The sequence below is a fragment of the Rhizobium lentis genome (assembly GCF_017352135.1).
Classification (GTDB): domain Bacteria; phylum Pseudomonadota; class Alphaproteobacteria; order Rhizobiales; family Rhizobiaceae; genus Rhizobium; species Rhizobium lentis.
The window spans coordinates 749,647-776,030 of the sequence record NZ_CP071454.1 but is presented as its reverse complement, the minus strand read 5'-3'; the positions used below and the strand labels follow the sequence as shown (position 1 = coordinate 776,030).

Here is a 26,384-nt window from a genome sequence, read left to right as displayed (position 1 = left end):
GTCTGTGCCGGTTTGCCGGTTCAGCCTGCCGCGAGATAACCCTTCAAATAATTGACCAGCGACGTCCGGCCGATATCGGACGGGTCTTCATGGGAGGGACTGTCCAGGTCCTGGAGGAGATAATCCCTGAGTTCGTCATCGCTCTGCGCGACATAAATGCCTGGCCGGCCGACGAGCTGGCTGACGGTGGCAAGCTGGTGATCGTTTCGGTGCTCCCCAAGGGCTGCCTTCCGGGGCACGAGGATGATCGGCTTGCCGAAACGTTTCGCCGTCAGCACGGTGCCGATTCCAGCGTGTGAGACGATGACACTCGCATCGCGGAAGACCCTATCGAAGTCCGCAGGTTCGATATTCTTGATCCATTTCATGTTCTGTGGGGTGTAGGTGCCTTTGCCAATCTGCGCCAGCACCGGTCTCGTCAGGTCCTTGGCGAAGGTGTCGACGGCCTTGACGAGGCGATCAAACGGCAGCTGCGTTCCGACGGTAACAAGGATCAAAGGACAGCTCCTGCGTAATGGGGGCCATCCGGCCGCGAAAGATGTTGCCATTGCGTGAGCCAGAGCGTCGCAATATGGCCGGCCAGTTTTCCCGATAAGGACAGTTTCTCGACATTGGCCACACTATCGATCCAGATCGTGCGCTTGCCCATGAGCCTGCCGGCCAACAGGCAGAACAAACCCGGAGCGGCTCCCGTCGACAGAATGACGTCGGGCTTCAGCTTGAAGACAATGTAGAATGCGCTGAAAAAACACTTGATCGACATAACGATCGAGTCGCGGCTGCAGTCGGGCAAAACCACGCCATTGCTGATCTCGTACTTTTTAAGGAGACCGGGAATCGTGGTGGCGAAAACAACCTCGCTGCCCTCGAAGGCGGCGCGCATTGCCATCATCTGTTCCCAGTGGCCCCCTCCAGATGAGGCGGCCAGAATTTTCCGTGGTTTCCCGTCAGTCATCTCAGTCCATCCCTCGCACTATTTACGATCTGCGCTGCTATGGTCTCGCAGCATATTTAGACATCAGCCCGTTGCGATTTGTTCACATTTTGCGAGCCATGCGTTGGAGAGCGTGATTTTCTATTGCAATGCATCATTTTTGAATGCAATGCAATGTGGCCCGTTTGGCATTGGCTTCGCGAATAGCAATGTATCGCTTTGGATCGCCTCGAAAGGACAATCGGATGCACAACAATCCCGTACGCGCTTACCGACCAGATATCGATGGTCTTCGTTCGGTTGCCGTCATTTCCGTTGTGCTGTTTCATGCAGGTCTGGGGTCATTTTCGGGCGGATTCGTTGGTGTCGATATTTTCTTCGTCATCTCCGGTTATCTCATTACAGGACATATTTATGGCGACATTCTAAAATCTGAATTCAAATTCACAAGATTCTACGCCCGACGGGCGCGGCGCATATTGCCGGCATTGTTTTTCGTGCTGGTTGTTTCGTTTCTGTTCGGTTTTTTCCTGCTATCGCCTGGCGAATTCAGGAAGTTTTCGCAGAGTGCCGTTGCCGCCATGTTTGGCTTTTCCAACGTCTATTATTGGCTTTCCAGCAATTATTTCTCGCCGGCCTCCGATCAGCTACCGATGCTGATGACCTGGAGTCTCGGCGTCGAGGAACAGTTCTATATGGTCTTCCCCTGGATCATTTTGTTCCTGAACCGCTACTTCAAGCGGGCCATTCTTCCCGCGATCGCAACGCTTGTCGTACTCTCCTTCATCTTTTCCGTCGCAGCGTTGAAGATCAATCCGGCTTTCACCTTCTACCTGCTTCCGACCCGCGCATGGGAACTGGGGATTGGCGGCATTCTCGCGGTCATGGAGACAAAGAGTTTGCGCCTCGATCGAGGGGGAAGCGCGGTCGTCAACGCCATTGCCTTGATCGGCGCGGCTTTAATCGTCGTGCCGATCTGCGTCTACACCGAATCCACGCCTTTCCCCGGGGCTTCGGCGCTTTTGCCGGTTCTCGGGTCGGCGCTGCTGATTGCGACCCCGGGCTCGATAGTGGCTTTTGCGCTCGGTTCGCGGCCGTTCGTTTTTGTCGGACTTGTCTCATATTCCTGGTATCTATGGCATTGGCCGCTTTTAAGTTTCGCCAGCGTCGCCTCCGTCTGGCCATTGCAGCAGTCGATGGCTTTGCTCATCGTTGCGATCTCTTTTGTCCTGGCAGTTCTGACGTATTATCTCGTGGAGAAGCCATTTCGGCGCCCGGGTGTTTCCGATGGCCGCACGCTTTGGCGCTATGCAACGGCCCTTGCAGTTTTTGCGCTTCCTTTCGCGCTGACCGCGCTCCTGGCCGGCATTCCGCAGAGATTTGGTCCGCAGGTCGTCAAGATTGAAGAGATCGCAGGCGATCGCGAAGCGTGCCTCGTATCCTATGGAGCAACCTCCCCAGCGACCGGTGGCGACTGCCAAGTTTCAGGCAAAGCGGAGCCTGCGATAGCCTTGATTGGCGACAGCCATGCAGCCGCACTTGCGCCCGGATTGCGAGCCGTCGCGCAAGAACGGGGCTACCAGCTTTACGTCTTCACCAAGACGTCCTGCCCGCCGCTGACAGACGCCACGCGCTATATGCCCAACCATCCGCGCCATGATGCAGAATGCTCGACGTATAATGCCAAGGTGATGGATTTGCTGCGTGAAAACGACGCGATCAAGAAAGTTATCCTGGCTGGTTACTGGTCTGCTCCGATGCGTGAAGCAGATGCCGGCTCGCGCTATGTTCGTCCGGGCGCCAATGGCGCAGAGCAGGCCGAAAACCAAAATGGGCCGACTTTGGAATCGGCGCTCGCATCGCAGGTCGCGCAGTTGCGGGCACTCGATAAGGATGTCGTCCTTCTGCAAGACGTTCCCTTATTCAACTTCAACCCTGTTCGTGCCGTGCTCCAGCGTGCGATCCCCTTCAGGTCGACGTTTGGAGGGTGGCTCGATGGTGATCGTGATTTGACGCCGTACGATGCCCCGATGAAGGCTGTCGCGAATTTCAAGGATCCGGTCAGAGATATCGTCACGCGCGTTGCAGAGAAATCACCGCCCGGCGTGGTCCTGGTCGATCCGTTCAACGCCCTTTGCCCGCAAGCTCGGTGTAGTTTTTCCACCGTCGATGGCGCGCCATTGTTCATAGACAACCAGCATCTATCGACTGTCGGCTCGGAAGTTGCCGCCAGGGCGGTCCTTCCGGCGGACGATGAGAAGATGAGGACGACGTCCTTTTCCGACAAACAGTCTCAACTGACCGGTAAGACAATTGATACGCCGGTGCGTTGAACGGAATGGTGCAGCGCAAACGGAGTCTGCACGCGTCCATTTCGTCTCGCTGCGTTCCTCCTGAGCAACTTGTGTGAAAGCTGCCCTGCTGACTTCGCTATGGCTCTCCAGGCGAATGCACCCCAAGTGCCGAGGAAAGCTGCTGTTCATCCAGGGCCTGCGAATTACCGACGCCCTGGATCTCTGTAGAAAACAGCCAACTTTCGGAGTGTGCTAAGCTGCAACAATCTTAGCTCTGAGCCTGATCGATTTGAGGTAATGCCCAAGGGGCTTTTCAATGGACATGTAAATCAGAGCACCGCCACCGGCAGCTATCGCCACATCCATCGGGCCAAAACCAGAGATACCGAAAATTTATTCCTGAAAGTCTGGTCAGATCACTGAACAGTGTTCCACTCAAAGTGAAGAACAGCTGCTGAAATATGTAGATCGAGAACGACGCAGCGCCTAAAAATTTCAGCCACGTTATGTTTGGTACCCAGCCAAGCCTCTCGCTCGTCAGCGCCGCAACGACGACCACAACCGCCAGGCCACCCCATGCAGTAAGCATCCGGTGATTGCCGCACCTGGCGCTGATGGTGTGTAGGTTCAGCGGTCTGACTGAAGTGCCGCGACGGCTCTTGCCGCCTTATCACAGCGCTCTGTAAGTTCTGGGTATGAGAGCCCCATGTGCTCGGTCGCGATCTTGAAGAGATACTGGGCGATGGCATCAACTGAGGCGGTTTGGTTGGCCAGCATGCCAAAGACGGTATCGGCATAGGCATCATATTCGTCTTGCGCTTCAGGAATGTCCGACACCCCGATGGGGTCCCACTCGGTGAGCAATATTTTCCGAATGATAGCTCGGTTGGCTTTGCGATCCATCGTTGATCCTATGCCGCAACGGCTGCTGTTTGCGTCGGTTTCCAGTTCCACGGCAGCAATTGCTCCAGCCTGCTGATCGGCGTGTCGGCAATGTTGGCGAGAACGTCGGCGAGCCAAGCCTGTGGGTCGATGTCATTAAGCTTGGCGGTCATGATCAGCGTGGCCATGAAGGCGGCACGATCAGCACCACGATCCGATCCGGCGAAGAGCCATGACTTTCTTCCGAGAGCAAAGCCTCTGAGCGCGCGTTCGGCGGCATTATTCGTCAGGCAAATCCGGCCGTCTTCGAGGAAGGCCGTGAAGCCGTTCCAGCGCTTCAACATGTAGTCGATCGGCTCAGAGACAGGAGAACTGCGCGACAGCTTTGCCCGCTCGGTTTGGAGCCAGTCATGCAGTTCTTCGACGAGCGGCTGGCTGCCTTTGCGGCGGCGCTCCTGGCGCTGCTCGGGGCTAAGACCGTTGATCTCCCGTTCGATATCGAACAGGGCATCGATCCGTTTGACGGCCTCCAATGCCATTGGTGAGATCGGTGCGGCTTTGCTGCCACGTTTGGCGTTCGTGGCAATGTCGGCCAGCACGAAGAACTTGCGGCGCGAATGTGCCCAGCAGAGTGCTTGGCGCAGAGGCGCGGGATCGCGATCTGCTTTGAACAGCGGGTTATAGCCGCCATAGGCATCCGCCTGCAGAATGCCGGTGAAGGTCTTCAGATGTCGCTCTGGATGCTCCTGCCGCCGATCCCGAGAGGAATAGTAGAGGGCGGCGGGCGGTGACTGTCCGCCGAACGGCCGATCGTCCCGAACGTAGGTCCAGATGCGGCCGGTATCGGTCTTTCCCTTCGCCAGGATCGGCACAGTCGTGTCGTCGCCATGCAGCCGCTCGGCCGCTAGGACATGGGCCTCGATCAACGAATGGATGGGCTTCAGGGCTGCAGCACACGCGCCGACCTGATCGGCAAGCGTTGACACGCTGAGATCGATCCCCTCTCGGGCAAAGCGCTCGCTCTGGCGATTGAGCGGCTGATGCTGGGCGTACTTCTCGAACAGGATCATCGCCAGAAGGTTCGGGCCGGCAAAGCCGCGGGGTGTCACATGGAAGGGTGCTGGCGGCTGCGTAATCTTCTCGCACTCGCGGCAGGTGAACTTCTCCCGCACCGTCTGGATAACCTTCCACTGACGCGGGATGACCTCCAGGGTCTCGGTGATATCCTCGCCGAGCTTCGACAGCTTGGCCGATCCACAGCATGGGCAACTGGATGGGGCGGCAATAACGACGCGCTCGCGCGGCAGGTGTTCAGGAAAGGGCTTGCGTGACGGACGCTTGCGCTCGAAGGCCCTGACGGTCGAGCTTTTGGCAACCATCTCTGCCGCGAGTTCGTCTTCGCCGGCATCAGCTTCGAGTTCTTCGAGTTGCAGTTCCATCTGTTCGAGAAGCCGCGCCTTGCGCTCAGAGCGGCTGCCGTAAAGCTCTCGGCGGACCTTCTCGATCTCCAGCTTCAGCCGCGCGATCAGCGCCTCGGAATGTGACACGAGCGCTTTTGCGCTGGCAGCTTCCGCCTTGGCTGTCGCCGCTTCCACCTCGGCAGCAACACGCAGCGCTCGCTCTTCCGCCAGCAGTGCGAGCGCACTGGCAAGGTCATCTGGAAGCTGGTCGACAGGGCTGTTCACGGCCAGATGGAATCATATTCGTCCCCGCTATTCCAGTGTTTTTGCTCATCCAACCGAGGTTGGTCGCCAGGTCTTTTGCGGCATCCGCCAGTCGATACCTTCCAGCAAATAACCGAGCTGCCCAGGCGTAATCACGACCGTCCCATCGGCCGCCGACGGCCATATGAAGCGTCCACGTTCCAACTTCTTCGTGAACAGGCAGGCTCCCTGACCATCATGCCAGATGACCTTGATCAGGCCGCCGCCACGCCCGCGGAACACGAACAGGTGCCCACACATCGGATCGCGCTTCAGTGTCTCTTGCACCATCAGCGACAGACCGGGAAAGCCCTTGCGCATGTCCGTATGGCCGGTCGCCAGCCAGACCTTCACACCAGCAGGAACCGGGATCATCGCCGACCCAGCACACAATCGAGAATGCGGCCAAGTGCCTCCGTGTCGATGTCGCTGTCCACACGGACACGACGACCGCGGCCCAGATCAATCGTCACATCGCTGCGCTTCCGGCGGGGATGCGATGAGGCCGGCGCTTCTGAGGCAGCGGGCTGGGCTGCCGGCGCGGCCTCCGAAACGATCACGGGCACCAAGGTGCTCGACACCTGCGTCGACGGCTCCTCGATCCGGCAGAGTTCCTTGCGCCACCGAAAGAGTTGGCTCACGTGGATGCCGGCCGCACGGGCAATCTCGGAAAGAACCGCACCAGGCTCAAGGCAGGCTGCAACCAGTCGCTCTTTGTCCTCGCGAGACCAGCGCCGACGGCGCTCGACAGACGTGATCACTTCAATCGGATGCTTGGTCATAGGACTACTCCTAGTGTTTGCACTAGGACTTCCGATGTTCGCATCAACCTCGCAAGACGGCCCTCACCGTGGGATTACCCCATGCAAGCTGACCCAGAAAGAACGAGCACGCAAAGGCAGCGTTAAGCCGTAGGTTCTCCCTAGAACCGCGCCCGCAAAGAGCTCAAGGACATGCGGGTTGGTATAGGTTTTAAAAATCGCCCCCTGCAGCGGTGCGATCCGTCCCAACGTCACCAGCACAACGAAACACGCCGCCAGCGCCCAAAGACGGAGATATTGCGGGGCGACGAGAATTAGAGCGAACACCGCATAGAAATACATCTCATAATTCAGACCGCCGGCACACCAGCATTACCCTTTCGTGACGGCTGTTGCTTCCATCTTGGATTGTGTCTTTAGATATAGTTCGTCAATTAAATAAATAGATAAATTTTATCCGCCGCGCGTGTTCTTCGATGAATCACCGCTCTTCACTCTACTTAGCGGAAGCGAGACAACGAGGTAAGGCCAAAGAATGACTGGCGCCAGCATCATTCCCGCTTCCATCATTGATCCAACCACGATCAGAAGAATGATTGCAACTTCTTTGGAGTGTGTGGCGCGAAGCTCCGTAGAACGTTGAATCGTCACGAGACGGCCACCCAAACGCTGAAGAATAAAAGCTGTCCAGGCAATCATGCCCGGAATCCCGATGTTGAGGGCAAGTTCCAAATAGGTGTTATGAGTGGAGCGCGCATCGAAGGTTAACGCGACATATTGCTCCATAACTTCCGGCTGACGAAAGACAGCGAAACCGTAGCCCAGAAGCGGACGGTCATAAACCAGTGGCATCAGCTGTTCCCAAATATTGGTGCGACCCGAAAAGGTCAGGTCTTTTCCAAATGCGTCCGCAATCATTTGTGCAACGCCAAGATAGGCGAAGGATGCCGCCGCCCCAAAGAAAAGGCAGAAGAAGAAAACAATGAACGAGCGCGCCAGTGAGTTTCTCACGGTTTGCATCATACGCGAGCCGATCAGTGTGGCCACGCCGATAGCCACCATGACAACGGCCGTCGAGGATTTGGAGACAACGATGAGCAGGAGTGTACACAGCAACGCCGCCCAGCGCAGAAGCTGGCTATAGCGTAATGGCCCCCTCGGCATCCCCAATGATATCATGGTTATGAAACTGACGGCACAAAACTGACCGAGGCCGTTCTTGTGGTAGAACAGACCCTTTACCATGCCGGCATAGGATCCTCCCATCACACCAAATCTTGGAAGGGCAATAGTATACAGAATGTTCGCGAAGGCCGCGAACATGCCGAAAGTCGCCAGAAGCCGGAAGGTTTCAACGCTGCCGTATCGACACCTGTAGAGCAGCGGCGCTACGGTCAGGACGGCGACGGCGGCAATGCCGCGTATGGATGCGCCAAAGCTGATTGAAACCCCAAGGGAAATAGTTGAAATTATAATAACAGTGAGAACCAGAACCGGTATCCTTCGAAAATAGGAAAGGAAGCGATTTGGCTCCAGAACAAAATAAAGACCGATCAACGGAATGAGGCTGTACAGCATCAGTTTCTGCGCAATCGGATCAACAGATGCATCTTCATTGAAGTTTGAGGGATAGCCGTACCACATCCCGGTTGTTCGCAGCAGTGTTAGATAGAACATTCCGGTGAGGAGTACGCGGACGAGCGTTTCCTTTCTGATGCCGCGACGTGGCCGCGGCCGGGCGACTGGCCGCAGGCTGATGTCCTGATCCGAGAGATAAGAATGGCCGAGACTCATCCGAGGGTACTCCTGCAAACAGTATCAGACGGCGGCACCGGGCTTATATTCCTGGTATGCATGTCCGAGGATCCCGTTGACCATGCCGGCGCCGCGTAGCACATGGATCAGCGCCCGCATGCCCCAATAGGGTGAAACCAGGATCGCCGGCAGCATGGCCAGTCCGAGCATCACTCTGGTGGCGCCATAGGCCGCGCGATAGAGCCGGCGCTTGAGATTGCCGTGCAGGACCTCACTGACGGCGAAAGTGTTGCCGAGCCGGTATTGCCGCTGCAACACCCACTTCCAAGTCATGCGGCTGGCGGGAACGATATCATAGACGAGCGCCTTGTCAGCCCAGAAAACCTGCATACCACGTCGAATCGCCTGGTTGAAGAAGAGATAGTCAGTGCCGCCGGTGAAGCGCATTTTCTCTTCGAAGCGCAGATTCCATGAGCGGATGAGGGGATAATCGAACATGACATTGTTCGAAGCCGCATAGGAAATGCGCTGACCGTCCTTGTTCTTCTTGCGCTCGAAAACCCTTGCCTTGATGAAATATTCCGGCGGGTTCTCGGGATAGACCGGCTGGACCGGGCCGTAGACGCAATCGGCGCGGTTTTTTTCCCGGGTCTCCAGCATCGCATCGAGCCAGCCGTCGACCGGCCATTCGTCATCGTCGAGAAAGCAGAAGAGATCGGTGCCGGTGGGTGCTGAATCCAGCGCGCGATTGCGCGCAAAGGGTATGCCCTGGTTCGATTCTACGACATAGATCAGATCATAGGCGCCGGTCTGGCCAAAGCCCTCGACGGTGGCTCTAGCGCTTCCTGCGGCATCATTGTCGACGATCACCATCGTCAGATGATAGGGGCGAGCTGGATGCCTGGTCTGGCGTGTCATCACGTCAAGCAGCTTGGCGATCCCGTCCAGCCGTCGATAGGTCAGCACGCCAACGGCGATGTTCAAAGGTGACATGCCCCGCTGATCAGTTCCGACGGATGGATGCGGAAAGGTGTCTTGCTGGTTCATGACTGTCCTCTCCGCAGCATATTTCCCAAACGCTTGCGCGCAGCCATCAAGGCCACTTCGTTTATGGCATTATCGCCGAACGGGCCGCCGGCCACGGTGTTGCGCACTTCGCTCCTCAGTTTCAAGAGCGATGTCGTTTCGGCAATGCCGCCGGCCACAAGACTCTTGCCGAGCGCATGCAGCCCATCATAGCGGCGAGCCAGTTCCAATCCCGTCGCGATCATGATCCGCGGGCGCAGTGTTTTCGCCCTGCTCGTCCCCGTATACCGGTTCGAGGCATGAATGCGCTGAAAGGTCAGCGGCGTTTCGATGATGGCGCCGCGACCGAGATAGGCTGCTGCAAACTTGATGTAATTGTCGCTGAGGACGACATCTTTCGCGACAGACATCGGCAGGATCTGGGACAGCAGCGTGCGGCGGAAGCTCAACCCGGAGGTCGGCACCGGCAGGGAGGGAAAGCCTCCCCTGCGCAGGGTGTCCCGTTTGTCGAACAGCGTCACTTGCAGCGCCGCCGGAGGCTGATCGCCTTCATTGGTCGTCACCCGGTCGAAGCACCAGTCGATCTCGTTGCGGTCGTAAATCTCGGCGACGCGCTCGAGTTTGCCGGGCAGGAACGCGTCATCGGCATCGAGGAGAAAGAGGATATCGCCGCTCGCGGCCGCAAAACCGGCATTGAAGCTAGAGGCCTGGCCGCCGTTTTCCTTCAGTACGGATCGGATCGCATCGCCGTAGGAAGCAAGGATTTCCCTGGAATCATCCGTGGAGCCGTCGTCGACGACGATCACTTCGAAGTCGGGATAGGTCTGCGACAGAACACTGTCGATGCATGGGCGCAAGAACTGCCCATAATTGAAATTGTTGATTAGCACCGAGAGTTTCAAATTACCGCCTCCTGGGCCAATCGATCATCGTGCGAGCGGCGCGTATCGGCGAATCCCGGCCCGATAGCCGCGCATATAGTAGTATTTCCAAATCGCCCAGAAACGCGTCTTCGATTGCGGCAGGAGATAGAGGATGGCTGCACGGAAAGCCCATTGTGCGCTTTCGATCCAGGTCGGCAACGGAACGCCGCTGATCCTCACTCCTTCCGGCACCTCATCCGGAAAGAGTGCCGGCATGCCATAGCCAAGCCGCTCGCCGCGTTTCTGCACCCAATCCTCGGTCACGCTCGCAGCCGGGATCCAGTGGTGAACCACCGCCTCGGCGCATCGATAGGATTTGGCGCCGCTCGCTGCCAGGCGGATGATGATCTCAGCGTCTTCACCCATGGCGAATATCTTTCCGGGGAGGGGGCCGATATCCTCCCGGTAGCGCACGCTCGTTCCAAGCAGCTCCCGCCGGATGATCGTGTTCGGGCCCCAGACCTTCGTCGGATCGCACGGCCCGCTTTGTGTTTCATCCACGATTGCAAAGGTGGATCCCATCGGGATCCAATCGATAAAGCGGTCCTTCGGCTCCTTTTCCCAATCAGGGACGATCCTGCCGCCGAAGACACCATAACCGGGATGGGCGACGGCGCAGTCGACGATCGCGTTCAGCCAATTCGGTTCGGCACGAATATCGTCGTCGGTGAAGACGACGAGATCACCCTTTACCCGATCCAAAGCCATATTCAGCGCGCCGGACTTTCCCGGCTTGTGCTGCTGCAGGATGGTGATCGGAAGCTTCTCGCTATACGACTTCAGAAGATTGAACGTGTCGTCATTGCTATTGTTGTCGATAGCGATCAATTCCCATCTGTCATGGGGAAGCTCCTGGCTCACCAAGGATTCCAAAGTATGGCGCAGCCGGCGGCTGGCGCCATTATAGGATGAAAAGAGCACGCTGACGAATAGATCCGACATCAGTTACCAACCCTCTTGGTGGAGTCGAAAGAGAAAAGCCTCATGATTTAACTGCCTATGCAAATACTGGACGGATCGGTTTCCTATGCAGGATTCGACCGCGGCCCGCCGAAGAATTCTCGCCGATAACCCTGGCCGAGAACCCTCAGCCTGCGAAAATTGCGCAACAAGCGTCGCGGCTTCAGAAGCACGCCGCGATTGAGAAAATACTGCCGCATCAGGCTCGGTGCCCGGCTATGTGATCCGCCGTGGGCGACCCGGTAGACCGCTCCCCGGAAGGGGAGTTTTGTCAGCGGGGCTCCGCGCTGGGAAAGGATATCGGCAATGCGGACGTGGCTGCCCAGCATCGACTTTATCCAGTCGAGCGAGGCGTCCTCGAACCGCTGCGGCAGTTCATAGAGGTCGGCGCGAATGATCAGCGAAGTGCCGCAAAGATGGCTGAAGTCATCGTGACCAAGCAGGAAATTACCGCCATCGTCCCAGATGTAGCCGTGGTCGATCGTCCAGCCGTTGGCGTTCTGATTTTCCGAAACATGCTGGACGATACGGGAGCTGACGAAATCATCGTCGTCGACAATCATGAAGAAGCGGCTGTCGGCCGCGGCCAGCATGCCGCTCAGAACGCGCCGGCCTTTGTCGGCGCGGAAGGCGTCGAGGAAGTCTTCCTTGCTGCCTTTGCCAAGCTCGTGCATGTCGTTCGGCGGAAAGGTCACGCGCACGGCGGAGAATTTCTCCGGCAGATCAGGCAGATCGGCCCCTTCATTGGCCACGATGATGCCGCGCCAATCGCCATTGGTCTGGTTGGAGATGGAGGCCACGGTCTGGCTGAGATTTGCCTTCAGCTTGCTCCAATCGCGGGCGTTTTCCTGATGCCGGACGGGGATGATGAAGGTGACAAGTGGCATCGAATTCCCCCTTAAGCCCGCAGGCCCACAGTTTCTTTCTCGGTGACGCGCCCCTTGGCGGCCTGCTGACGCGCCCACGCGATGCCGTCTTCGAGCGAAGTCGCCTTGTAGGAAAGGTCGGTTCCGCCAGAGAATGCGTTCATGAAGCGGCGAATCTTTCCGTAGCTGTTGTCCAGCACCGCATGCGGGCGGCCGAGCAGCAGCGAGCAGATGTGGACGTGCAGGCGGTCGGTCACGATCGCGCGGGCACGCGAAATCTGGCTGATGCCACGCTCGAAGCGGTTATGAGCCGCAGCGTCCAGCCTGCGCAAGGCAACTTCACTCGGCTTTAATGCGAGATAAGCCGAGGCCACGCCCAATTTCTTGGCGATGTCCACCTTCCGTTTCGATTCAGTGATCCAGTCTTCCACAGGAATATCGGAAGGGATTTTGCGATCGGTGCCGCCAACCCGTTCTGCATCCTCGCGCAACATGGCGAGGACGGGAATCTGCGTCGTCCGTTCGGAGAGCGGACCGATGGCGAAAGCCATGTCCGGGCACAGCCGCACGGTGCAGTCGAAGTGTTTCTCGGAAAACTCCTTCGATTCTTCATCCCGCACGAGCAGTACGAAATTCTTGTGGCGTCCGATGGCCCGCTTGGACTGCTCGATGCGATCAGCCGAACTGTAGTGGATCGACTGCGGGAACTGGATGATCTGCCGATCGGGAAAGCGTTCCATGATCATTTCGCGGAAATCCTGGTGGGCGACCCAGATATCGCCGAAATTGCCGCCGCCGTGGATGAAGATCGGGCCGGTCGGCACCCGCCGTTTCAGATCGTCGGCGGAGAAGTCGTGAAGCCTGGAAACATAGTCCGGGCGTTTTCCGAAGCGATCCTTGAGATAGGCCATCTCTCCCAGCCAGATCGCCGAGTCGCCGCAATTGCGGATATCGGGGAAGTCGAGGATCGCGAGCGGTTCCTCGCGCGAGACATAGTCCTTCAGGCAATCATGGATCATGCCGTTGAGTTTTGCGATCAGCTCCGATCTGGATTGGCTGGTCATTCTGCCTCTCTTGTTGATGTGCGTTTAGCTTCAGGCCGATTTGGGTACGGCAATACGTTTGGCTTTTGACAAGAACTTGACAACGATACGCTGAACTTCGGTTTCCGGGCCAATTGGCTTTCTCATCGCAAGCCAAAGAACGAAACTCGATCCGACATAGATGATGCCGCCCGTGATGACCAGGATCGCGAGATACATGGCCAGGTGCAGCTTGTCGGTGGGCATGCTGACAATATGCGACAATCCCCAGACGCCGGCGGCCATCAATGCGACGCTGGCAAGCGCGCGGAAATTGGCGGCAAGCTGCTGGAAGAACGGCAGATTGATCAAGCGCTTGACGAGAAGCATGTTGACCACGGTGGAAATCAGGCCCGTCAGGACGCGAGCATAAACCACGCCCGGAAGTCCGGCCATCACGAGACCGGTGATGATGATCGGAATGCGGACCACCAGCATCTGGGTGTCGCGGATGAACAGCATCTTGGTATGGCCCTTTGCCATGCCGAGCGGCTGGACGAGCGAGCCGAGGGTCTGCAGGGCAAAGACCGATGCGAGCGCCTGGACGATGAAGATGGCGGGGACCCACTTCTCTCCGAGGGCAAGCCTCATCATCGGATCAGCCACGACGGCCATGCCGATCCCCGCCGGGAGCGCGACTGCCGCCAAGAGCGCCTGCGCACGCTGATAGGCTGCAATCAGCCGGACAGGGTCGTTGCGGACCTTGGAAAAGCCGGGATAGATCGTCTGGTTCAATGGGGCCGTCGCTTCGCGTGTCGGCAGCGTCGAAAGGGTGTTGCCGACCGTATAATGCCCAAGCTGCGTAGCGCCCAGCATCTTGCCGATCAGCAGATATTCGATCCGCCAGTTCAGCGTGTTGACGATCTGTCCGGCCGTCAGCCACACCGAGAACGAAAACAATTCGCGCGCATGCCGAAAGGTGACGCGCGGCCAGAACGGCAGGACGGTGTAGGAAACGATGATATTGGTCACCTGATAGGCGAGGGTGCCGATCACGAGCGCCCAATAACTGTGATAGATGGCGGCAATTCCTACCGTGACGATAAATCCGACCAGCTTTTGCGAGACGTTGAGCACGAACTCCTGCCAGAAGATCAGATCGCGCTGGAGCATGACGCGGCGCGGGTTGGCGAGGCCGCTAAGGAGCAGGCCGAAGCTCAGCGCAAGCATCACGCTCGTCAGCCGCGGCTCGTTGTAAAATTCGGCAATCGGATACGACGCGGCGGCAAACAGCAGCGCCAATATGGCGCTTCTTGTTACGCTCAGTGTCCAGACCGCGCTGAAGTGCGTTTCGCTGGGAGATTCGTGGCGGATGAGCGCCTGATTGAGCGAGAGTTCGGTGACCGAACTCAAAATGACCTGAATCGTCGTCGCTATGGCGACGAGACCGAAATCGGCCGGCACGAGATACCAGGCGAGCACAAAGGTGCTGAGTGCCGAGAGCCCGTTGACGATGGCGCGGGACAGGCTCAGCCACATGCTGCCCTGAATCAGTCGGTCGGTAACACTGCTCATGGGCGAACGGCTCCTGAGGTCCGCGAGATTGACCATTTATGCGGGCTGCAGGCCCACCCAGAGTGCTTGTTGCCCTTGCGCGAGCATGGAGTGTTCATAGCGTCGGAAAGCGTCATGCCTTCTTGCCTCGTCAGGAATCCGGTTTGCGACATCAAAGCGCGCTTACCGCCTTCTTGGAAAAATCTTGCTTCAGCCGATCGAGCTCGACCAGCATTTTCTCGTGCGCTCTTACGATAGCCTCGTCGGAGCTGAGCTGCCCCGGCTTTTCGGCTACCCGCTGCAGCGTCTTGACCGTCGAGCCGAGAACATAGTTGCCGGTCAACTGCCGGATGCGGCGATGACGGAACGTTATGTTCTTCAACAGGTATGTGTTTTTCCGCACCAGCGACGCGCCGACCTCGACGAGGTTCGACGGACCGATCGGATCGAAATCGATCTCCAGATCGAGCGCGCTCGCCCAGTCATACCACTTGGCTCGGTTGCCCGGCGCGATCGGCCGGATCGCCCGCCACGGAACGCGCAGCGCATCGGAGATAATGCAGCCGTGCATCGCCTCAGAGACAACCTTCTGCGACGCGCTGATTTCGGTCAGCACCTTTTCCACAGACCAGCGGGGATCGATATAGTGGATCCCGGCGAGATCGCAGACCTTGTCCCAGCTGCCGTACATCGCGCTTTCGTAGTGCGGCATGAAGGAGACGGGATAACGCTTCTCGACGCTTTTGGCGTCCCAGCAGCTGCGCGTCAGGATGCCCGAATCGCCGATCGCATAGCTCGGATCGATGCCGAGGATTTCTGCGGTCTTCTTTCCGCGCACGAAATAGAAGGTCCAGTTGTCGTCGACTTTCGGCGGATTGGTGTAGCCGCCATAACCCGAGCCGAAGACGATCTTCTGCATTTTGGGGTCGAAATTGTCGTAAAGGATCGAGCCGATGCCGAGAAAGAGCTGACCTTCGTCCTCGTCGAAGAAGCCGGGCAGCAGACGCTCCCAGAGCCAGTGGTTCAGTTCGTCGCCAAAATTTTCGTGTTTCCCACGATAGGCAAACATCTTCATCGTGCTTCTCCAGTCGGCCTTTGCGCTACGATCTGCGTGACCGTATCGTCCTCGCGGGCCATGCGTCCGTAACGCGAAATGATCGTGATGTCGCTGCGGATTATCTTTGCGGGATTGCCGGCCACAAGCGAACGCGGGGGCACGCTCTTGGTCACCACCGAACCGGAGCCGATGACGCATTCGTCGCCGATTTCGACACCGGGCAGGATGATGCTGCGGGCTCCGATGAAGCAGCGCTTGCCGATTCTTGTGTGAAGGTAGAGCCCGCGTGTGAGGTCGTGGGTCAAGATGGCGGCTTCAAAGGCGACATAGGTTTCGGCGCCGATGTGCAAACCCTTCGGGTTGGTCTTGTCGAACCGCACGCTGAGCGAAAAGCTGGCTGTGGGATCGATGTCCATTCCCCAGAATTTCGTATAATAAAGCCACTTGGCCTTCACGATTCCGTTCCGCAGGGGCCGAAATACGTTCAGTCCCCACTTCGGCTTCTTTCCTGTCTGCACCATCAAGTCCGACCCCGGCTGGCATATTCGTCTAGCACGGAACTGTAATAGTCCTCGAGCATCTCCGTTTGGCGACGTATGTCGAAACGCTCGGCCACCAGAAGCGGTGCCCGGGCGCTGAAGGACGTCCACAGACCCTGGTCGTTGAGCAGCCTGCCGACCGCTTCCGCCATGCCTGCGACATCCCGCTCCTCCACGAGATAACCAGTTTTCCCCTCTTCGATCGCTTCGCCCACGCCTCCCGAGCGAAATGCGACGACCGGAGTACCAACAGCCTCGGCCTCGAGATTGGCGAGCCCGAATGCTTCCGCGTGACCATTGTCGAGGGTCACGCTGCCATGAAGATAGAGCTGCGCGCTGGCGAGCAGATCCCTTATCTCCGTCTGCGACAGATTTTCATGGATCGTGACGCTTGGCAAGGAACGACGCGCCAAGGCTTCGATTTCCTCCTTCAATGGTCCCTGTCCGACCATGATGAATTCGACGGGCGTGCCCGCTGCCGCCACGCGCGAAAGCGCGTCGATCATGAAGCGATGGCCCTTATAGTCGACAAAGCGGGCGATGGAAACCACCAGCCCTTTTTTTCGAGGACGGGGTTCCATTTTGAACAGATCGAGATCAATGCCGATATGATGGCGAAAGACGCGGTCGGCGCGAAAACCGAGCGCTAGCAGCCGGTCTCGGATGAAATCGGAAACGGCGATGTTCCAGCTGTTCCAGCCTGCCATCTCGCTCCGGCCCTTGGCGAAGAAGCGCACCTGATTGAAGCCGCCCGGCTTTTTCGGATCGCCGCGATAGGTTGCGTCGAAGCCGTGAAACGTCGTGACGAGCGGCTTGCCGGCGGCCCGAGCCAAGGGACCGATGACATAGCCGTTCTTGCCGAAATGCGCGTGAACGAGATCGGCTTCACCGATCGCGGGAAAGAGGAAAGGCAGGCCGATCTGTGGAATTTTCAAAATCAGTTCGCCGGCACGGGCGATCGGAGACCGACGGATGTCGTGAACCGGAACAGTAGACTTTTTTGTATGGGCCGAAGAAATCCGCGTGCCGGCTAGAATTTCAGCTTCGAACGAACGAAACGCTTCCGCCTGATTGAGAACAAATGCCTGGCTGGCAGGCAGAAATTTTTCCACATAGATAACCGCCTTTTTCATGAATCTATCGACGTCTCCGTTGTCTTGCGCATCACATCGCCTCTATTGCTCGCCTGATGCCGTCAACTGAACTTCGCGGCGCATTGTTTTCATCGTAAAGATTAACGCGCTTAGTGCAGGCTCCATTGGCGTCGGCCTCTTTTTCATCAGGAACGCCGTATTTTTCCGACATGCCCCATACGGTGACACCTTTCAAGTCGCCATGCTCGGCCGCCACCGTAATCACCTCGCGGAAAATATCGGCGTAGGCGGCCTGCCTGAAGCCTTGGTCGCGTTTCAGAAAGTGGCAGGATGCGTCGAGTTCGGTGATGTAGACACCGATTCCCATCTCCTTTAGAGCCGCACAGAATCGTCCCATTCCCTCCGGATCTATCCGGTCGAGGCCCGGGCGGAAATGCGCCTGCAACCCCACCGCATGGATTGGTGTCTCCCTGGCGACGAGATCTTCGACGATTTTCAGGATGTGCGCGCGTTTTTGTTCGAAAACATTAGATTTTTTCTCAAGATGCGTTTCGTTGAGAACCAGCGTCGCATCCGGATCGGCCTCATGCGCCATATCGAAGCTCATGCGAATGTAATCGTCGCCAAGATGGCGTCGGAAAATACAATCCCGCAGGTCCGGTGCATCATATTCCAACGGTTCATTCACCACATCCCAAGCATCGATCGACCTCTTATAGCGAGTGACAACCTGTTTTATATGACGGTCCATGGCCGTCCGAAGGGCCTTCGCATCGGCGATCTCAGACACCCAGTCCGGGACGCGATACCAGATCAGTGTATGCCCATAAACCCTCATGTTGTTTTTTTGGGCGAATGCAACCAATCTGTCGGCGCTCGCGAACGAGAAAACGCCGGGGCTCTTTTCCGTCGCGCTCCACTTCAGGTCGTTGCGCGGCGTTATCGAATTGACGTTCTCGACATAGAGTTCGGACGCGACCGGATCGCTGATAGTTTGCGGATCGATCGCCGATCCGAATCGAAACGACTTGCTGTCGGCAAGGGCGCGCAGCCTCGCTTCCGAAGGCAGTTTGGCCAGCACCGTCTCCGCACTGACATACAACAGCGCGAGCGGAGTCGCGGCGAGGAAACGTCTTCTGTTCATTCAATTCCCTCGCTGTTGGCTTTTTTCATGTCCGCCATGAAATTTGCGGAAGCCTGCTTCGTCGGCGGCCATTCCATCATGAGATTTGAGTTCGCTTCGAAAGAGTATTGCAACCTCAAATATACTTTCGCCCATGGGGATATTGTCAGCATCAGCTAGACTTCGCGCCCTATTCAAACCTATAAACTGCTCGGGGGGAGGCCCGTGATGGACGATTGGTTTAGCTATCCGATGAGCTATTTTCATATGGCATTTCAAAATGCCGCTTTTTTTATGACGACTGTTCGAAACGATCTTTCTCTTCTCGATGACCGGCAGTTCGCCGCCATTGCATTCGGGGCCGTCGGCATCGTACTCACCCTTCTGGCAGCGCTCGCCAGAGCTTCCTGGCGCCTGCGTCGATCAGCGATGGCCATCCGCGCATTGAACGAAGACCTCGCGCAGGTTAAGCAGGATCTTAATGTCGAGCGCGTCTGGCGTCTGGCAGGTGGAGAGAGCAGCGAGCGACCGAGCGGGGACAGTCTGAAAGAACTCTACAAAATTCTGGCAAGGCATCACGACGATGCAAGCCGTATGGCTTGACAGGCCGGTTTATCGCATGCGGCCCCGCTGCTTGTTGGGGTGTCATTGCCTTGGGGCCGGCGCCGGCGGTGGCGCGGTCTTGCCGCTCGGCTCCGGCGATGGAAGCCATGTTCTGTCGGAAAAATAGCTTCTCGTTCTTTTCTGGGGTCCCGAGCTCGCATCCAGGGAGAGTGTAAAATTGTAACGCCCGGGATTGAGTACCTCGCGACTGAAGCTGATGCTGGCGCCGAAGCCGTCTTCCTTGATGTCCCTTAAATTCTTGATTGCGTTCAACGCCTCATGAAAATCGAGCCACTGCGGTTGCTGCAGCATGATTTCGAAAATTCGCAGGATGTTCGGGTCAAGCTGGCCATTTTGGTCGGTCTGAGGATTAACGATCTTCACGCGCATGTTGTTGATCGTGCCGGCGGCTTCGCCGCGAACGATGACGAAAATGGAGCTGGGAAGCTGATCTTTTTCGCGCTTGCCGCTGTGCTCGAAAAAGCATTCGAAGGTCTCGGCGTTGAAGCTTGCCGCCGCCCATTCGCTGGTTTGGACGCCGGCATCGCGCAGTGCTGCACACATTGCGGCTCCCGATATGCGCCACGTGCGTAGAAAAATCGATGCGGTCTGCGCGACAGGCGGCTCGATGGCATGCAAGGGAAGCGTGACGGAGGCAGGAGGCATCGGGCGCGGAAGCGCCGTGGGCGGCGGCAGCTTGACCTCATGAGGAAAGAGTTCGTAGCCGAAATAACGGCCGATGGTCTTCAAGTGCTTCATGTCGTTCGAAAGAAGCACGGTTCCCATGATGAGCGACAGGGAGATCGTCAACAACAACCAGAAAACCGCGGGAATCCGCGGTTTTCCCACTGGCTGTTTCGCATATGCGGGCGACGAATTCTCAGGCAACTTATCTTCTCCGGTACGCGAGAAGGGTTTCGATCGCGCTGTCTTAATGCAGCAGTATACATCCATCCGTTAAATATCTTTGGTTTGGCGTCGACAACATGGCGCCTTGGGCCCGTCGCCAGCGACGAGCGCGCGCCATAGATTTCGGCGAAACGCCTGGGGCTTCGACTTCGATAATCGCCGGTGCCACGACACGGGTTGTTTTCTAGTGTAGTCCACAGGGGTGTTTTCTACTGTCTGCGGTGCGGAAAAAAATCCTTATAAAATATTTACTTTTAGTTGCATTCTTGGTTAAACTCTCCATTATACAGCGGCGCGTGCTGATCAAGCGGGAGACTTATTCACATGAAGGCCAAATCGCCGAATTCAATCGACGTCTATGTTGGCAACCGCGTGAGAGTTCGGCGAAAGACGCTCGGGATGACCCAGCATGGTTTGGCCGAACTTCTGGGCATTACCTTCCAGCAGATTCAGAAATACGAAAAAGGGACGAACCGGATTGGCGCCAGCCGTCTTCAGCGCATTTCCGAGATTCTTCGCGTGCCGGTCGGCTTTTTCTTCGAGAACGGCGGTTCCGGGCCGATCGAAGGCGAGACGAGCGAATTGAACAAGTTTTTGTCATCGAAGGAGGGGCTGGCGCTCAACAAGGCGTTCATCGCCATCGAGGATCCGAATATCAGGCAAAAACTGGTGGCATTGGCCAAAAGCCTCGCGGTTGCAGGGTTGCCTGATGTCGACAATGAGTTGCAAGATCCGGTTTTAAACGGCTGAGGATGGATCGTGTTTCATCTGCAGACATTCGGCGATCTGCGGCTGACCGAGACGAATGGCGAGCCGGTTCGCTATCCGATCAAGGGTCTGTTAATGATGGCCCACATCTATGCCGGTGCGAGCCATGAGATCAGTCGTCACGAACTGGCCCAGTTTCTATGGAGCGACGTCGAGCCGGAGTTGGGGCGGCTCAATTTGCGCAAAATGCTGTCCCGCATCCGCGAGATGGATGGCGGACGCGCCGAAATAGTCTTCGATTTCACTGCCACGACAGTTCGCCTCAACAGGCAGGTGGTTTCCTGTGATTTGGATGTCTTTAAGGCCGCTGCTTCGCCGCTGGATCGGCTGCACGCGATCGCCGAGTTGACACAGCGCGGTTTCATCGGAAACATTAAGCCGGCGACAAAGCCGATCGATGCGTGGATCAGGACGCAGCGGGACGCCCATGCGCTGCAATTGCGTCAAGCATTGCTGGAAGTGTTGCCCGATGTGCAAAGGCCCGGCGCGGCGCGCATCATTTCCAGCGCCGCCCTGCAAATCCTCGAGCGGAATCCAAAGGATGAGCAGGTCAGGGCATTGCTGCATCAGCTATCCGGCGGCTCATTAATCGGCGAAAGATTGCCAAATGACGACGGCCAGACGCGGGTGGAGGTGAAGCGTCCCGAGCCCGGTCAATCAACCGAGATCGAACGTCCGGCGCCGCTGATCCTGCCTCGCTTGGTGCTGCTCCCCCCGACATCGAAGCATGCCGATGCCGGGCTTGCTCTTGCCAACGCGCTCATCGAAGACGTCACGATCGAACTCTGCGCGCTCAGAAACATTTCCATCGTTGCGCCGCATACGGCGGGACAGATCCGGCGCGATTCCGAAAAGGCGGCGGTCGTCGCCCGGCACTCGATCGCCTATCTCCTGGATACCCGACTTTCCGAAGAAGGTTTGTTCGCCCAGCTGATCTACTTCCCCACGGACGAGATCATCTGGGCCAATCGCTTTGCGATGACGCGTGATACGTTGCCGCGGCAGAGACGCCTGATCGCGCAGCAGTTGACCTTGTCGGTGGCGAACGAACTGGCTGAAAACGAGGAAGAGCGGCTGCGTTTCGAAGCTAACCCGCAAGCCTATCATTCTTATCTCGTCGGCTCGAGCCTGATGAGCAAGCTGACCTTGCCGCATATCCGCCGGGCAAGAAAGGCATTCAAGCAGTCGCTCTCGCACAAGCCGGATTTTTCTCCTTCCTTCACCGGGCTGGCGAGAACCTTCACCAGCGAATGGCTCGTGACGGCGCAGGGAAACAACGAACTGCTGCATCTGGCCGAGCAGCATGCGCTTCGCGCCATCGAGCGGGATCCGTCATCGGCGGCAGGGCATCGCGAGCTCGGCGTCACCAAACTTTATCTCGGCGATGTCGATGCCAGTGTTGCGGCACTTGATCTGGCGGAAGAGCTCAGCCCGCATTTTGCCGATGTCATCTATAGCCATGCCGACACGCTCGTGCATGCATCTCGCCCCGGCGACGCGCTTGCCAAGATCAGAAAGGCAATTTCGCTCAATCCGATCGCACCTGATGCCTATCTCTGGTGTGCTGCGGGAGCAAGTTTCTTCCTGGAACAGTATGAGGAGGCCATCGCATATGTCGAGGCGATGAAAGACAAAGCGCCGGCCCATCGTATCGCCGCGGCCAGTTGCGCAATGATCGGCGATCGGAAACGGGCACTCTCTCATCGGCAGCGCGCCGAAAGCATCAACCCGGTGTTCGACGTCGAGAAGTGGCTCGCCATCGTTCCCTTCAAGGAGCATTGGCAAAAGGAGCTATATCGGGAGGGCCTGTTGAAGGCCGGTTTTTAACAATAGCTGAGGGGCATACATGGCGAAAGCTGTCATTATAGGAATACCGGGCGAGGCAGGTCTTTGGCTCGCCGATCTCGACGCGGGCACGGTCAAGCCGCTCAATCCGACGGCAGAACTGGCGACTGTCAGCGATCTGCGCAAAACTGGCGGCACATTCGTGAAGGGCGTGGATTTGGCCGTCGCCGTTTCGTCGGCGCAGGTGGCGCTGTCCGGTCACGTCGACGGCTGAACCGGCATTCTGGCGGACCAGTCCATATATACCGACAGGATCATATCGCCGCGGGAAACGCTTTCCCGCGTCGAGCCTTTTTTAGCTCGATTCGGCATTACCAGGGTTGCGCGACATACCGGGCTTGATGAGGTCGGAATTCCTGTCTGGTGCGCCTACACTCCGAATTCGCGCTCAATCGTGATCGCTCAAGGGAAGGGCCTGACCGATGTCGATGCCAAAGTGTCGACCGTCATGGAGGCCCTGGAGCGGGCAGTTGCCGGCGAACCATTCGTCGATCTCGTCCGTAGCACCTCATCCGGTCTGCAGGGGATGGGGCAAAAGATCGACACGCTGAACTGCCTGATCGCCGTCCACAAACCCGATCTTGGACCAGACGAGGAGACCGAATGGGTGGCCGGCATCAATATTCTCAGCGGTGAGAAGATTTATGTCCCTTTTGAAGCGGTGCTGCTCGACCGCACACGCGATGCGCGATACTGGATGTCATCGGACGGCCTGGCATCGGGAAACAATGTCGAGGAGGCCGTTTTCCATGGTGTGCTCGAGCGGATCGAGCGGGATGCGCATGTGCTGTGGCAGGTTGGCGGGGAAGCGGATCGTTATGCCGGCTGCGTCGAACCGCGCGGCTTTCAGGACGGCGCCCTGAACGGGTTGATCGATAAGATCGAAGCGGCGGGATTGACACTTAGGCTCTTCGATATCACCAGCGACATCGCCATTCCTTGTTTTACCGCCATGCTGGGTCCCACGGATTCCGTTCCCGGCCCTTGGGATCGCCATGGCGGCAGGGATATTCGCCTTGTCGAGGTGACCGGCGGCACGGGAGCCCATCCGGCTCCCGTGCGCGCGGCTATTCGGGCGGTAACGGAAGCCGCGCAATCGCGGCTCACTTATATCAGCGGCGCCAGGGACGATATTTCTCCCGCCACCTTCTCAAGATCCTTGCCGCCACTGATGCGGCGAGCCTTCGACGCCGCTCCCGCATCGCCGGCCGCCCGTCCTCTCCGCGAGCGAACGCCGGAACGTGGGGACCTGGCGCATTTGCTCCGGCATGTGCTGGACGCTTTGCGAAACAAAGGGATCAGTTCGGTGATCGCGGTACGTCTCAGCGACGACACGCTTCCCTTTGGCGTCGTCAAGGTCGTTATCCCTCAGCTCGAAAATCCGGAAGGGCCGCGTGCACGCCGGTTTGGAACGAGGGCTCTTGCGAGAGCGATAGGGTTTTGAAGATCATTTTCGCAGGTCCCAGTCTTCCCGATGCGGCTTCACTTGCCGGCGGGGCTATACGCGTCTTGCCGCCAGCCACGCAGGGCGATGTTCTGGCTGCTGTGGAACAGGGTGCCAATGTCATCGGCCTGATCGACGGCGGCTTTGAATATGCTGCGCCGGTCTGGCATAAGGAAATTCTGTATGCTCTTTCGCTTGGCGTCACGGTCCTCGGGGCGGCAAGTATGGGCGCGTTGCGCGCTGCGGAATGTCATTCGTTCGGTATGATCGGGATCGGCCGCATTTTCGAAGACTACCGCACAGGCCGGCTGGTCGATGATGCTGCCGTCGCGCTCGTGCACGCGCCGATCGCGCTCGGCGGCAAGCCGCTGACAATACCGCTCGTCAATGTCAGCGCCACGCTCGATGCAATGGAAAGGAATGAATTGCTCCCAGGAGGATTGCGCCAGGTCATCGAAGATGCCGCCAACGCAATATTCTTCAAGAGGCGGACATGGCGGGCAATTGTCGAGCAATGCACAGCCGAAGAGGATCGCCCGCACCTTCTGGCCGCGCTTGTCTCGCATTCCGTCGATCAGAAACGCATCGATGCTTTGGAATTGCTGAAAGCGGTACAGTCAGCCGACGATGTTCGCGTGAATGCCGATTTGACCTGGCATTTGCATGAAACCTCGTTCTCCACACGGTCTGCATTGTGAATCGAGAACGGCGACGGTCACCGAAAGTTGTGTCACGCTTTTTTCACGGGCTCGTCCATGTCGGTCCGCGTATCATTTCTTCAATTCGTTGGAGAAATGGCCATGGGCGTGACATCGGTTGCTAAAATAAGTTTGGATCCAGGGGCGGAAGAAGGTCTGGACGAATTGGTCGCGCTGGCGCGGATGATCGCCTATGCGCGGCAGGTCGCTCAGGACGTCAAACTGCAATTCGCGACGAATTGCCTCGATCTTGCTCTTGAGGCGGTAAAGCAGGAAGTCGGGGAGGGGCTGACCAGGGAACTGGCTGAATTGAGTTCCCCCGTTCCCCAGGTAAGCGTAAAAAGACATTAGTGCCCGCTTTCCTGCTTCGAAGTCGGATAGCCTCGAAAATCCTATCGATTTTCGGGGCTATGTGCGTCCCGCGCCTATGGGAGGGCCGCAGACGAACGGGGGCCGGTCGGTGCACGGCAACGGGCTGTCGGGCCGAAACGAGTGCCCTGCAGGCCTTCCTGTCGACAATCCATCTTAATTGTGGGTTAGGAGAAGTCTCGGCTTGTCGCGGGCTGGACGATCGCCGCTTAATCAGAGCTCATTCGATAGCACAAAGCTAGCTTCAAACGAACGGTAAGAGGTTTGGTTGACGTTGTCTCCGGGCAGGGAGGCGGCGGCGATATCGGTTTTAGCGGTCGCCCGACGATCGGCCGATCGATGGTCTCAATGGGTCAAATTGCGCTTCTGGGCCAGGAGTAAAATGTAGTCGTCGGCAATGTCCGCGATGGCCATTGCGACTTCCGCCGGATCGCACCCCTCGACCTTCGTGTTTGCAATGAACTGATAAACCGCCTTCTCGATCTGTTTGCGGCAGATCATCACGCGTTCATCATAACCAAATTCCGGAATCTGCGATGCCATATCACTCATCAGAGCGGCTCCTCACTACTTCCAGTGACCATGACACAAATTATAAGTTGAGCAAGCAAATGCTTTATGAACGGTTAATTCGATGACGAGGTGCGACCATTTCGACACAGGTTTGGTCGTTTGAGAACATGCCGGCGTTTTGAATTGAAACCGCGTCATTCGCGCAAGCGGCTTGATTATTTCGTCTCGTGGGGTCACTCGAGGAGGTTGGGTATCGCTACGCTGTGGGCCTTCGCTTGGAGGGTCTCGGACTCTCTTGCGCGCGCGATGACCGGTCCTTCTACGGTCTGATCGGCGGCGCGATGAATGGGCATAATCCCTTGATTTGGTGGCCTATTGAGGTTTCATCCGTCTGCTTCATCATCACTCGTTGATATCGAATTGCCTTACCAGGCTTCGATGCCTGTCCGTTCAAGGGTTGCCGGTCGTTGGTTGTGGCAGCCTCTTGATCGTGGCTGTCCGGTTATGGCGCTGCCGAGAAGGCAGACCAACGTCGACCGAGGCGTCCTGGTTGTTGCTTCCCGGTAATAAGGTTCTGTCGCCAAACTCGTCTTCAACAAGCAATATTGTCGTGCGACGCAGAATTATAATGTGATGCAGTGATCATAGCTGTCGCCTCTGCGGCAACTGTGCCTGGTAAAGTTGAGGACCCGCCGGGGTGGTGGCGGGTCCTCTGGTGAAATTACGTGTACAGTACGAAGTC

Annotated in this window: 28 protein-coding genes; 8 read left to right on the top strand and 20 right to left on the bottom strand. The window is 57.5% G+C overall.

Features of this window, described 5'->3' with window-relative positions:
- Nucleotides 1-20: 20 nt before the first annotated feature.
- Entirely contained in the window at nucleotides 21-497 is a 477-nt protein-coding gene (locus J0663_RS03820) for a glycosyltransferase (RefSeq protein WP_207243133.1), read from the bottom strand.
- The gene (locus J0663_RS03815) at nucleotides 494-955 is read right to left on the bottom strand and encodes a glycosyltransferase family protein (RefSeq protein WP_207243132.1); all 462 of its coding nucleotides are present in this window, start codon (nucleotides 953-955) and stop codon (nucleotides 494-496) included. The genes J0663_RS03820 and J0663_RS03815 overlap by 4 nt, the downstream gene beginning before the upstream one ends.
- Nucleotides 956-1,179: 224 nt before the next feature.
- Between J0663_RS03815 and J0663_RS03810 the strand changes: the two genes are divergently transcribed.
- Nucleotides 1,180-3,267, top strand: a complete 2,088-nt coding sequence (locus tag J0663_RS03810) for an acyltransferase family protein (protein WP_207243131.1) — start codon at nucleotides 1,180-1,182, stop codon at nucleotides 3,265-3,267.
- 588 nt (nucleotides 3,268-3,855) lie between these two features.
- Here the strand turns inward: J0663_RS03810 and J0663_RS03805 are convergent.
- The 16 genes from J0663_RS03805 to J0663_RS03730 all read right to left on the bottom strand — a co-directional run bounded on the left by J0663_RS03805 (nucleotide 3,856) and on the right by J0663_RS03730 (nucleotide 18,514).
- Nucleotides 3,856-4,131: a hypothetical protein gene (locus J0663_RS03805; protein ID WP_207243130.1), complete on the bottom strand. Its 276-nt coding sequence runs from the start codon at nucleotides 4,129-4,131 to the stop codon at nucleotides 3,856-3,858.
- A gap of 8 nt (nucleotides 4,132-4,139) precedes the next feature.
- Complete coding sequence (gene tnpC, locus J0663_RS03800) at nucleotides 4,140-5,795, bottom strand: IS66 family transposase (RefSeq protein WP_207243129.1); 1,656 nt, start codon at nucleotides 5,793-5,795, stop codon at nucleotides 4,140-4,142.
- Between the two features lie 45 nt (nucleotides 5,796-5,840).
- A complete protein-coding gene (tnpB, locus tag J0663_RS03795; RefSeq protein ID WP_095436757.1) occupies nucleotides 5,841-6,188 on the bottom strand; it encodes an IS66 family insertion sequence element accessory protein TnpB in 348 nt (115 codons plus the stop codon).
- On the bottom strand, nucleotides 6,185-6,595 hold the full coding sequence (gene tnpA / locus J0663_RS31160; protein WP_096772345.1) for an IS66-like element accessory protein TnpA: 411 nt from the start codon (nucleotides 6,593-6,595) through the stop codon (nucleotides 6,185-6,187). Before tnpA ends, tnpB begins: the two co-directional genes overlap by 4 nt.
- A 63-nt stretch (nucleotides 6,596-6,658) precedes the next feature.
- Complete coding sequence (locus tag J0663_RS03785; protein ID WP_207243128.1) at nucleotides 6,659-6,916, bottom strand: hypothetical protein; 258 nt, start codon at nucleotides 6,914-6,916, stop codon at nucleotides 6,659-6,661.
- 111 nt (nucleotides 6,917-7,027) lie between these two features.
- The gene (locus J0663_RS03780) at nucleotides 7,028-8,368 is read right to left on the bottom strand and encodes an O-antigen ligase family protein (RefSeq protein WP_207243127.1); all 1,341 of its coding nucleotides are present in this window, start codon (nucleotides 8,366-8,368) and stop codon (nucleotides 7,028-7,030) included.
- Nucleotides 8,369-8,392: 24 nt separating this feature from the next.
- Nucleotides 8,393-9,376, bottom strand: coding sequence for a glycosyltransferase family A protein (locus tag J0663_RS03775; protein ID WP_207243126.1), 984 nt, complete (start codon nucleotides 9,374-9,376; stop codon nucleotides 8,393-8,395).
- Nucleotides 9,373-10,257 carry a glycosyltransferase family 2 protein gene (locus J0663_RS03770; protein WP_207243125.1) on the bottom strand — a complete coding sequence of 295 codons (885 nt, stop codon included), beginning with the start codon at nucleotides 10,255-10,257 and terminating at the stop codon, nucleotides 9,373-9,375. Before J0663_RS03770 ends, J0663_RS03775 begins: the two co-directional genes overlap by 4 nt.
- A gap of 24 nt (nucleotides 10,258-10,281) precedes the next feature.
- A complete protein-coding gene (locus tag J0663_RS03765) occupies nucleotides 10,282-11,220 on the bottom strand; it encodes a glycosyltransferase family 2 protein (RefSeq protein WP_207243124.1) in 939 nt (312 codons plus the stop codon).
- A gap of 83 nt (nucleotides 11,221-11,303) precedes the next feature.
- Nucleotides 11,304-12,125, bottom strand: a complete 822-nt coding sequence (locus tag J0663_RS03760; protein ID WP_207243123.1) for a galactosyl transferase — start codon at nucleotides 12,123-12,125, stop codon at nucleotides 11,304-11,306.
- A gap of 11 nt (nucleotides 12,126-12,136) precedes the next feature.
- Nucleotides 12,137-13,168: a polysaccharide pyruvyl transferase family protein gene (locus J0663_RS03755; protein ID WP_207243122.1), complete on the bottom strand. Its 1,032-nt coding sequence runs from the start codon at nucleotides 13,166-13,168 to the stop codon at nucleotides 12,137-12,139.
- 30 nt (nucleotides 13,169-13,198) lie between these two features.
- Nucleotides 13,199-14,701, bottom strand: a complete 1,503-nt coding sequence (locus J0663_RS03750) for a lipopolysaccharide biosynthesis protein (RefSeq protein WP_207243121.1) — start codon at nucleotides 14,699-14,701, stop codon at nucleotides 13,199-13,201.
- Between the two features lie 151 nt (nucleotides 14,702-14,852).
- Nucleotides 14,853-15,755 carry an exopolysaccharide glucosyl ketal-pyruvate-transferase gene (pssM, locus tag J0663_RS03745; RefSeq protein WP_207243120.1) on the bottom strand — a complete coding sequence of 301 codons (903 nt, stop codon included), beginning with the start codon at nucleotides 15,753-15,755 and terminating at the stop codon, nucleotides 14,853-14,855.
- Nucleotides 15,752-16,258 (bottom strand): acyltransferase, encoded by a 507-nt coding sequence (locus tag J0663_RS03740; protein ID WP_207243119.1) that lies wholly within the window; start codon nucleotides 16,256-16,258, stop codon nucleotides 15,752-15,754. The genes pssM and J0663_RS03740 overlap by 4 nt, the downstream gene beginning before the upstream one ends.
- On the bottom strand, nucleotides 16,258-17,409 hold the full coding sequence (locus tag J0663_RS03735; RefSeq protein WP_207243118.1) for a glycosyltransferase: 1,152 nt from the start codon (nucleotides 17,407-17,409) through the stop codon (nucleotides 16,258-16,260). Before J0663_RS03735 ends, J0663_RS03740 begins: the two co-directional genes overlap by 1 nt.
- Before the next feature lie 31 nt (nucleotides 17,410-17,440).
- On the bottom strand, nucleotides 17,441-18,514 hold the full coding sequence (locus tag J0663_RS03730; protein ID WP_207243117.1) for an endo-1,4-beta-xylanase: 1,074 nt from the start codon (nucleotides 18,512-18,514) through the stop codon (nucleotides 17,441-17,443).
- Nucleotides 18,515-18,721: 207 nt separating this feature from the next.
- On the opposite strand from J0663_RS03730, the gene J0663_RS03725 reads away from it, so the two are divergent.
- Entirely contained in the window at nucleotides 18,722-19,096 is a 375-nt protein-coding gene (locus tag J0663_RS03725; protein ID WP_207243116.1) for a hypothetical protein, read from the top strand.
- 42 nt (nucleotides 19,097-19,138) lie between these two features.
- On the opposite strand, the gene J0663_RS03720 is transcribed toward J0663_RS03725, so the two are convergent.
- On the bottom strand, nucleotides 19,139-19,984 hold the full coding sequence (locus tag J0663_RS03720; RefSeq protein ID WP_207243115.1) for a DUF6030 family protein: 846 nt from the start codon (nucleotides 19,982-19,984) through the stop codon (nucleotides 19,139-19,141).
- A gap of 345 nt (nucleotides 19,985-20,329) precedes the next feature.
- Here J0663_RS03720 and J0663_RS03715 point away from each other — a divergent pair, with 345 nt between their 5' ends.
- The 6 genes from J0663_RS03715 to J0663_RS03690 all read left to right on the top strand — a co-directional run bounded on the left by J0663_RS03715 (nucleotide 20,330) and on the right by J0663_RS03690 (nucleotide 25,111).
- Nucleotides 20,330-20,755: a helix-turn-helix domain-containing protein gene (locus J0663_RS03715; RefSeq protein WP_207243114.1), complete on the top strand. Its 426-nt coding sequence runs from the start codon at nucleotides 20,330-20,332 to the stop codon at nucleotides 20,753-20,755.
- A gap of 9 nt (nucleotides 20,756-20,764) precedes the next feature.
- A complete protein-coding gene (locus tag J0663_RS03710) occupies nucleotides 20,765-22,600 on the top strand; it encodes a peptide antibiotic resistance protein (protein ID WP_207243113.1) in 1,836 nt (611 codons plus the stop codon).
- Between the two features lie 19 nt (nucleotides 22,601-22,619).
- Nucleotides 22,620-22,832, top strand: a complete 213-nt coding sequence (locus tag J0663_RS03705; protein ID WP_207243112.1) for a hypothetical protein — start codon at nucleotides 22,620-22,622, stop codon at nucleotides 22,830-22,832.
- A gap of 42 nt (nucleotides 22,833-22,874) precedes the next feature.
- A complete protein-coding gene (locus J0663_RS03700) occupies nucleotides 22,875-24,062 on the top strand; it encodes a YcaO-like family protein (RefSeq protein WP_207244416.1) in 1,188 nt (395 codons plus the stop codon).
- On the top strand, nucleotides 24,059-24,760 hold the full coding sequence (locus J0663_RS03695) for a TfuA-like protein (protein WP_207243111.1): 702 nt from the start codon (nucleotides 24,059-24,061) through the stop codon (nucleotides 24,758-24,760). Before J0663_RS03700 ends, J0663_RS03695 begins: the two co-directional genes overlap by 4 nt.
- Before the next feature lie 102 nt (nucleotides 24,761-24,862).
- On the top strand, nucleotides 24,863-25,111 hold the full coding sequence (locus tag J0663_RS03690; RefSeq protein WP_207243110.1) for a hypothetical protein: 249 nt from the start codon (nucleotides 24,863-24,865) through the stop codon (nucleotides 25,109-25,111).
- Between the two features lie 363 nt (nucleotides 25,112-25,474).
- Here J0663_RS03690 and J0663_RS03685 read toward each other — a convergent pair whose 3' ends face one another.
- Nucleotides 25,475-25,681, bottom strand: a complete 207-nt coding sequence (locus J0663_RS03685; protein WP_004676311.1) for a hypothetical protein — start codon at nucleotides 25,679-25,681, stop codon at nucleotides 25,475-25,477.
- Between the last annotated feature and the right edge of the window lie 703 nt (nucleotides 25,682-26,384).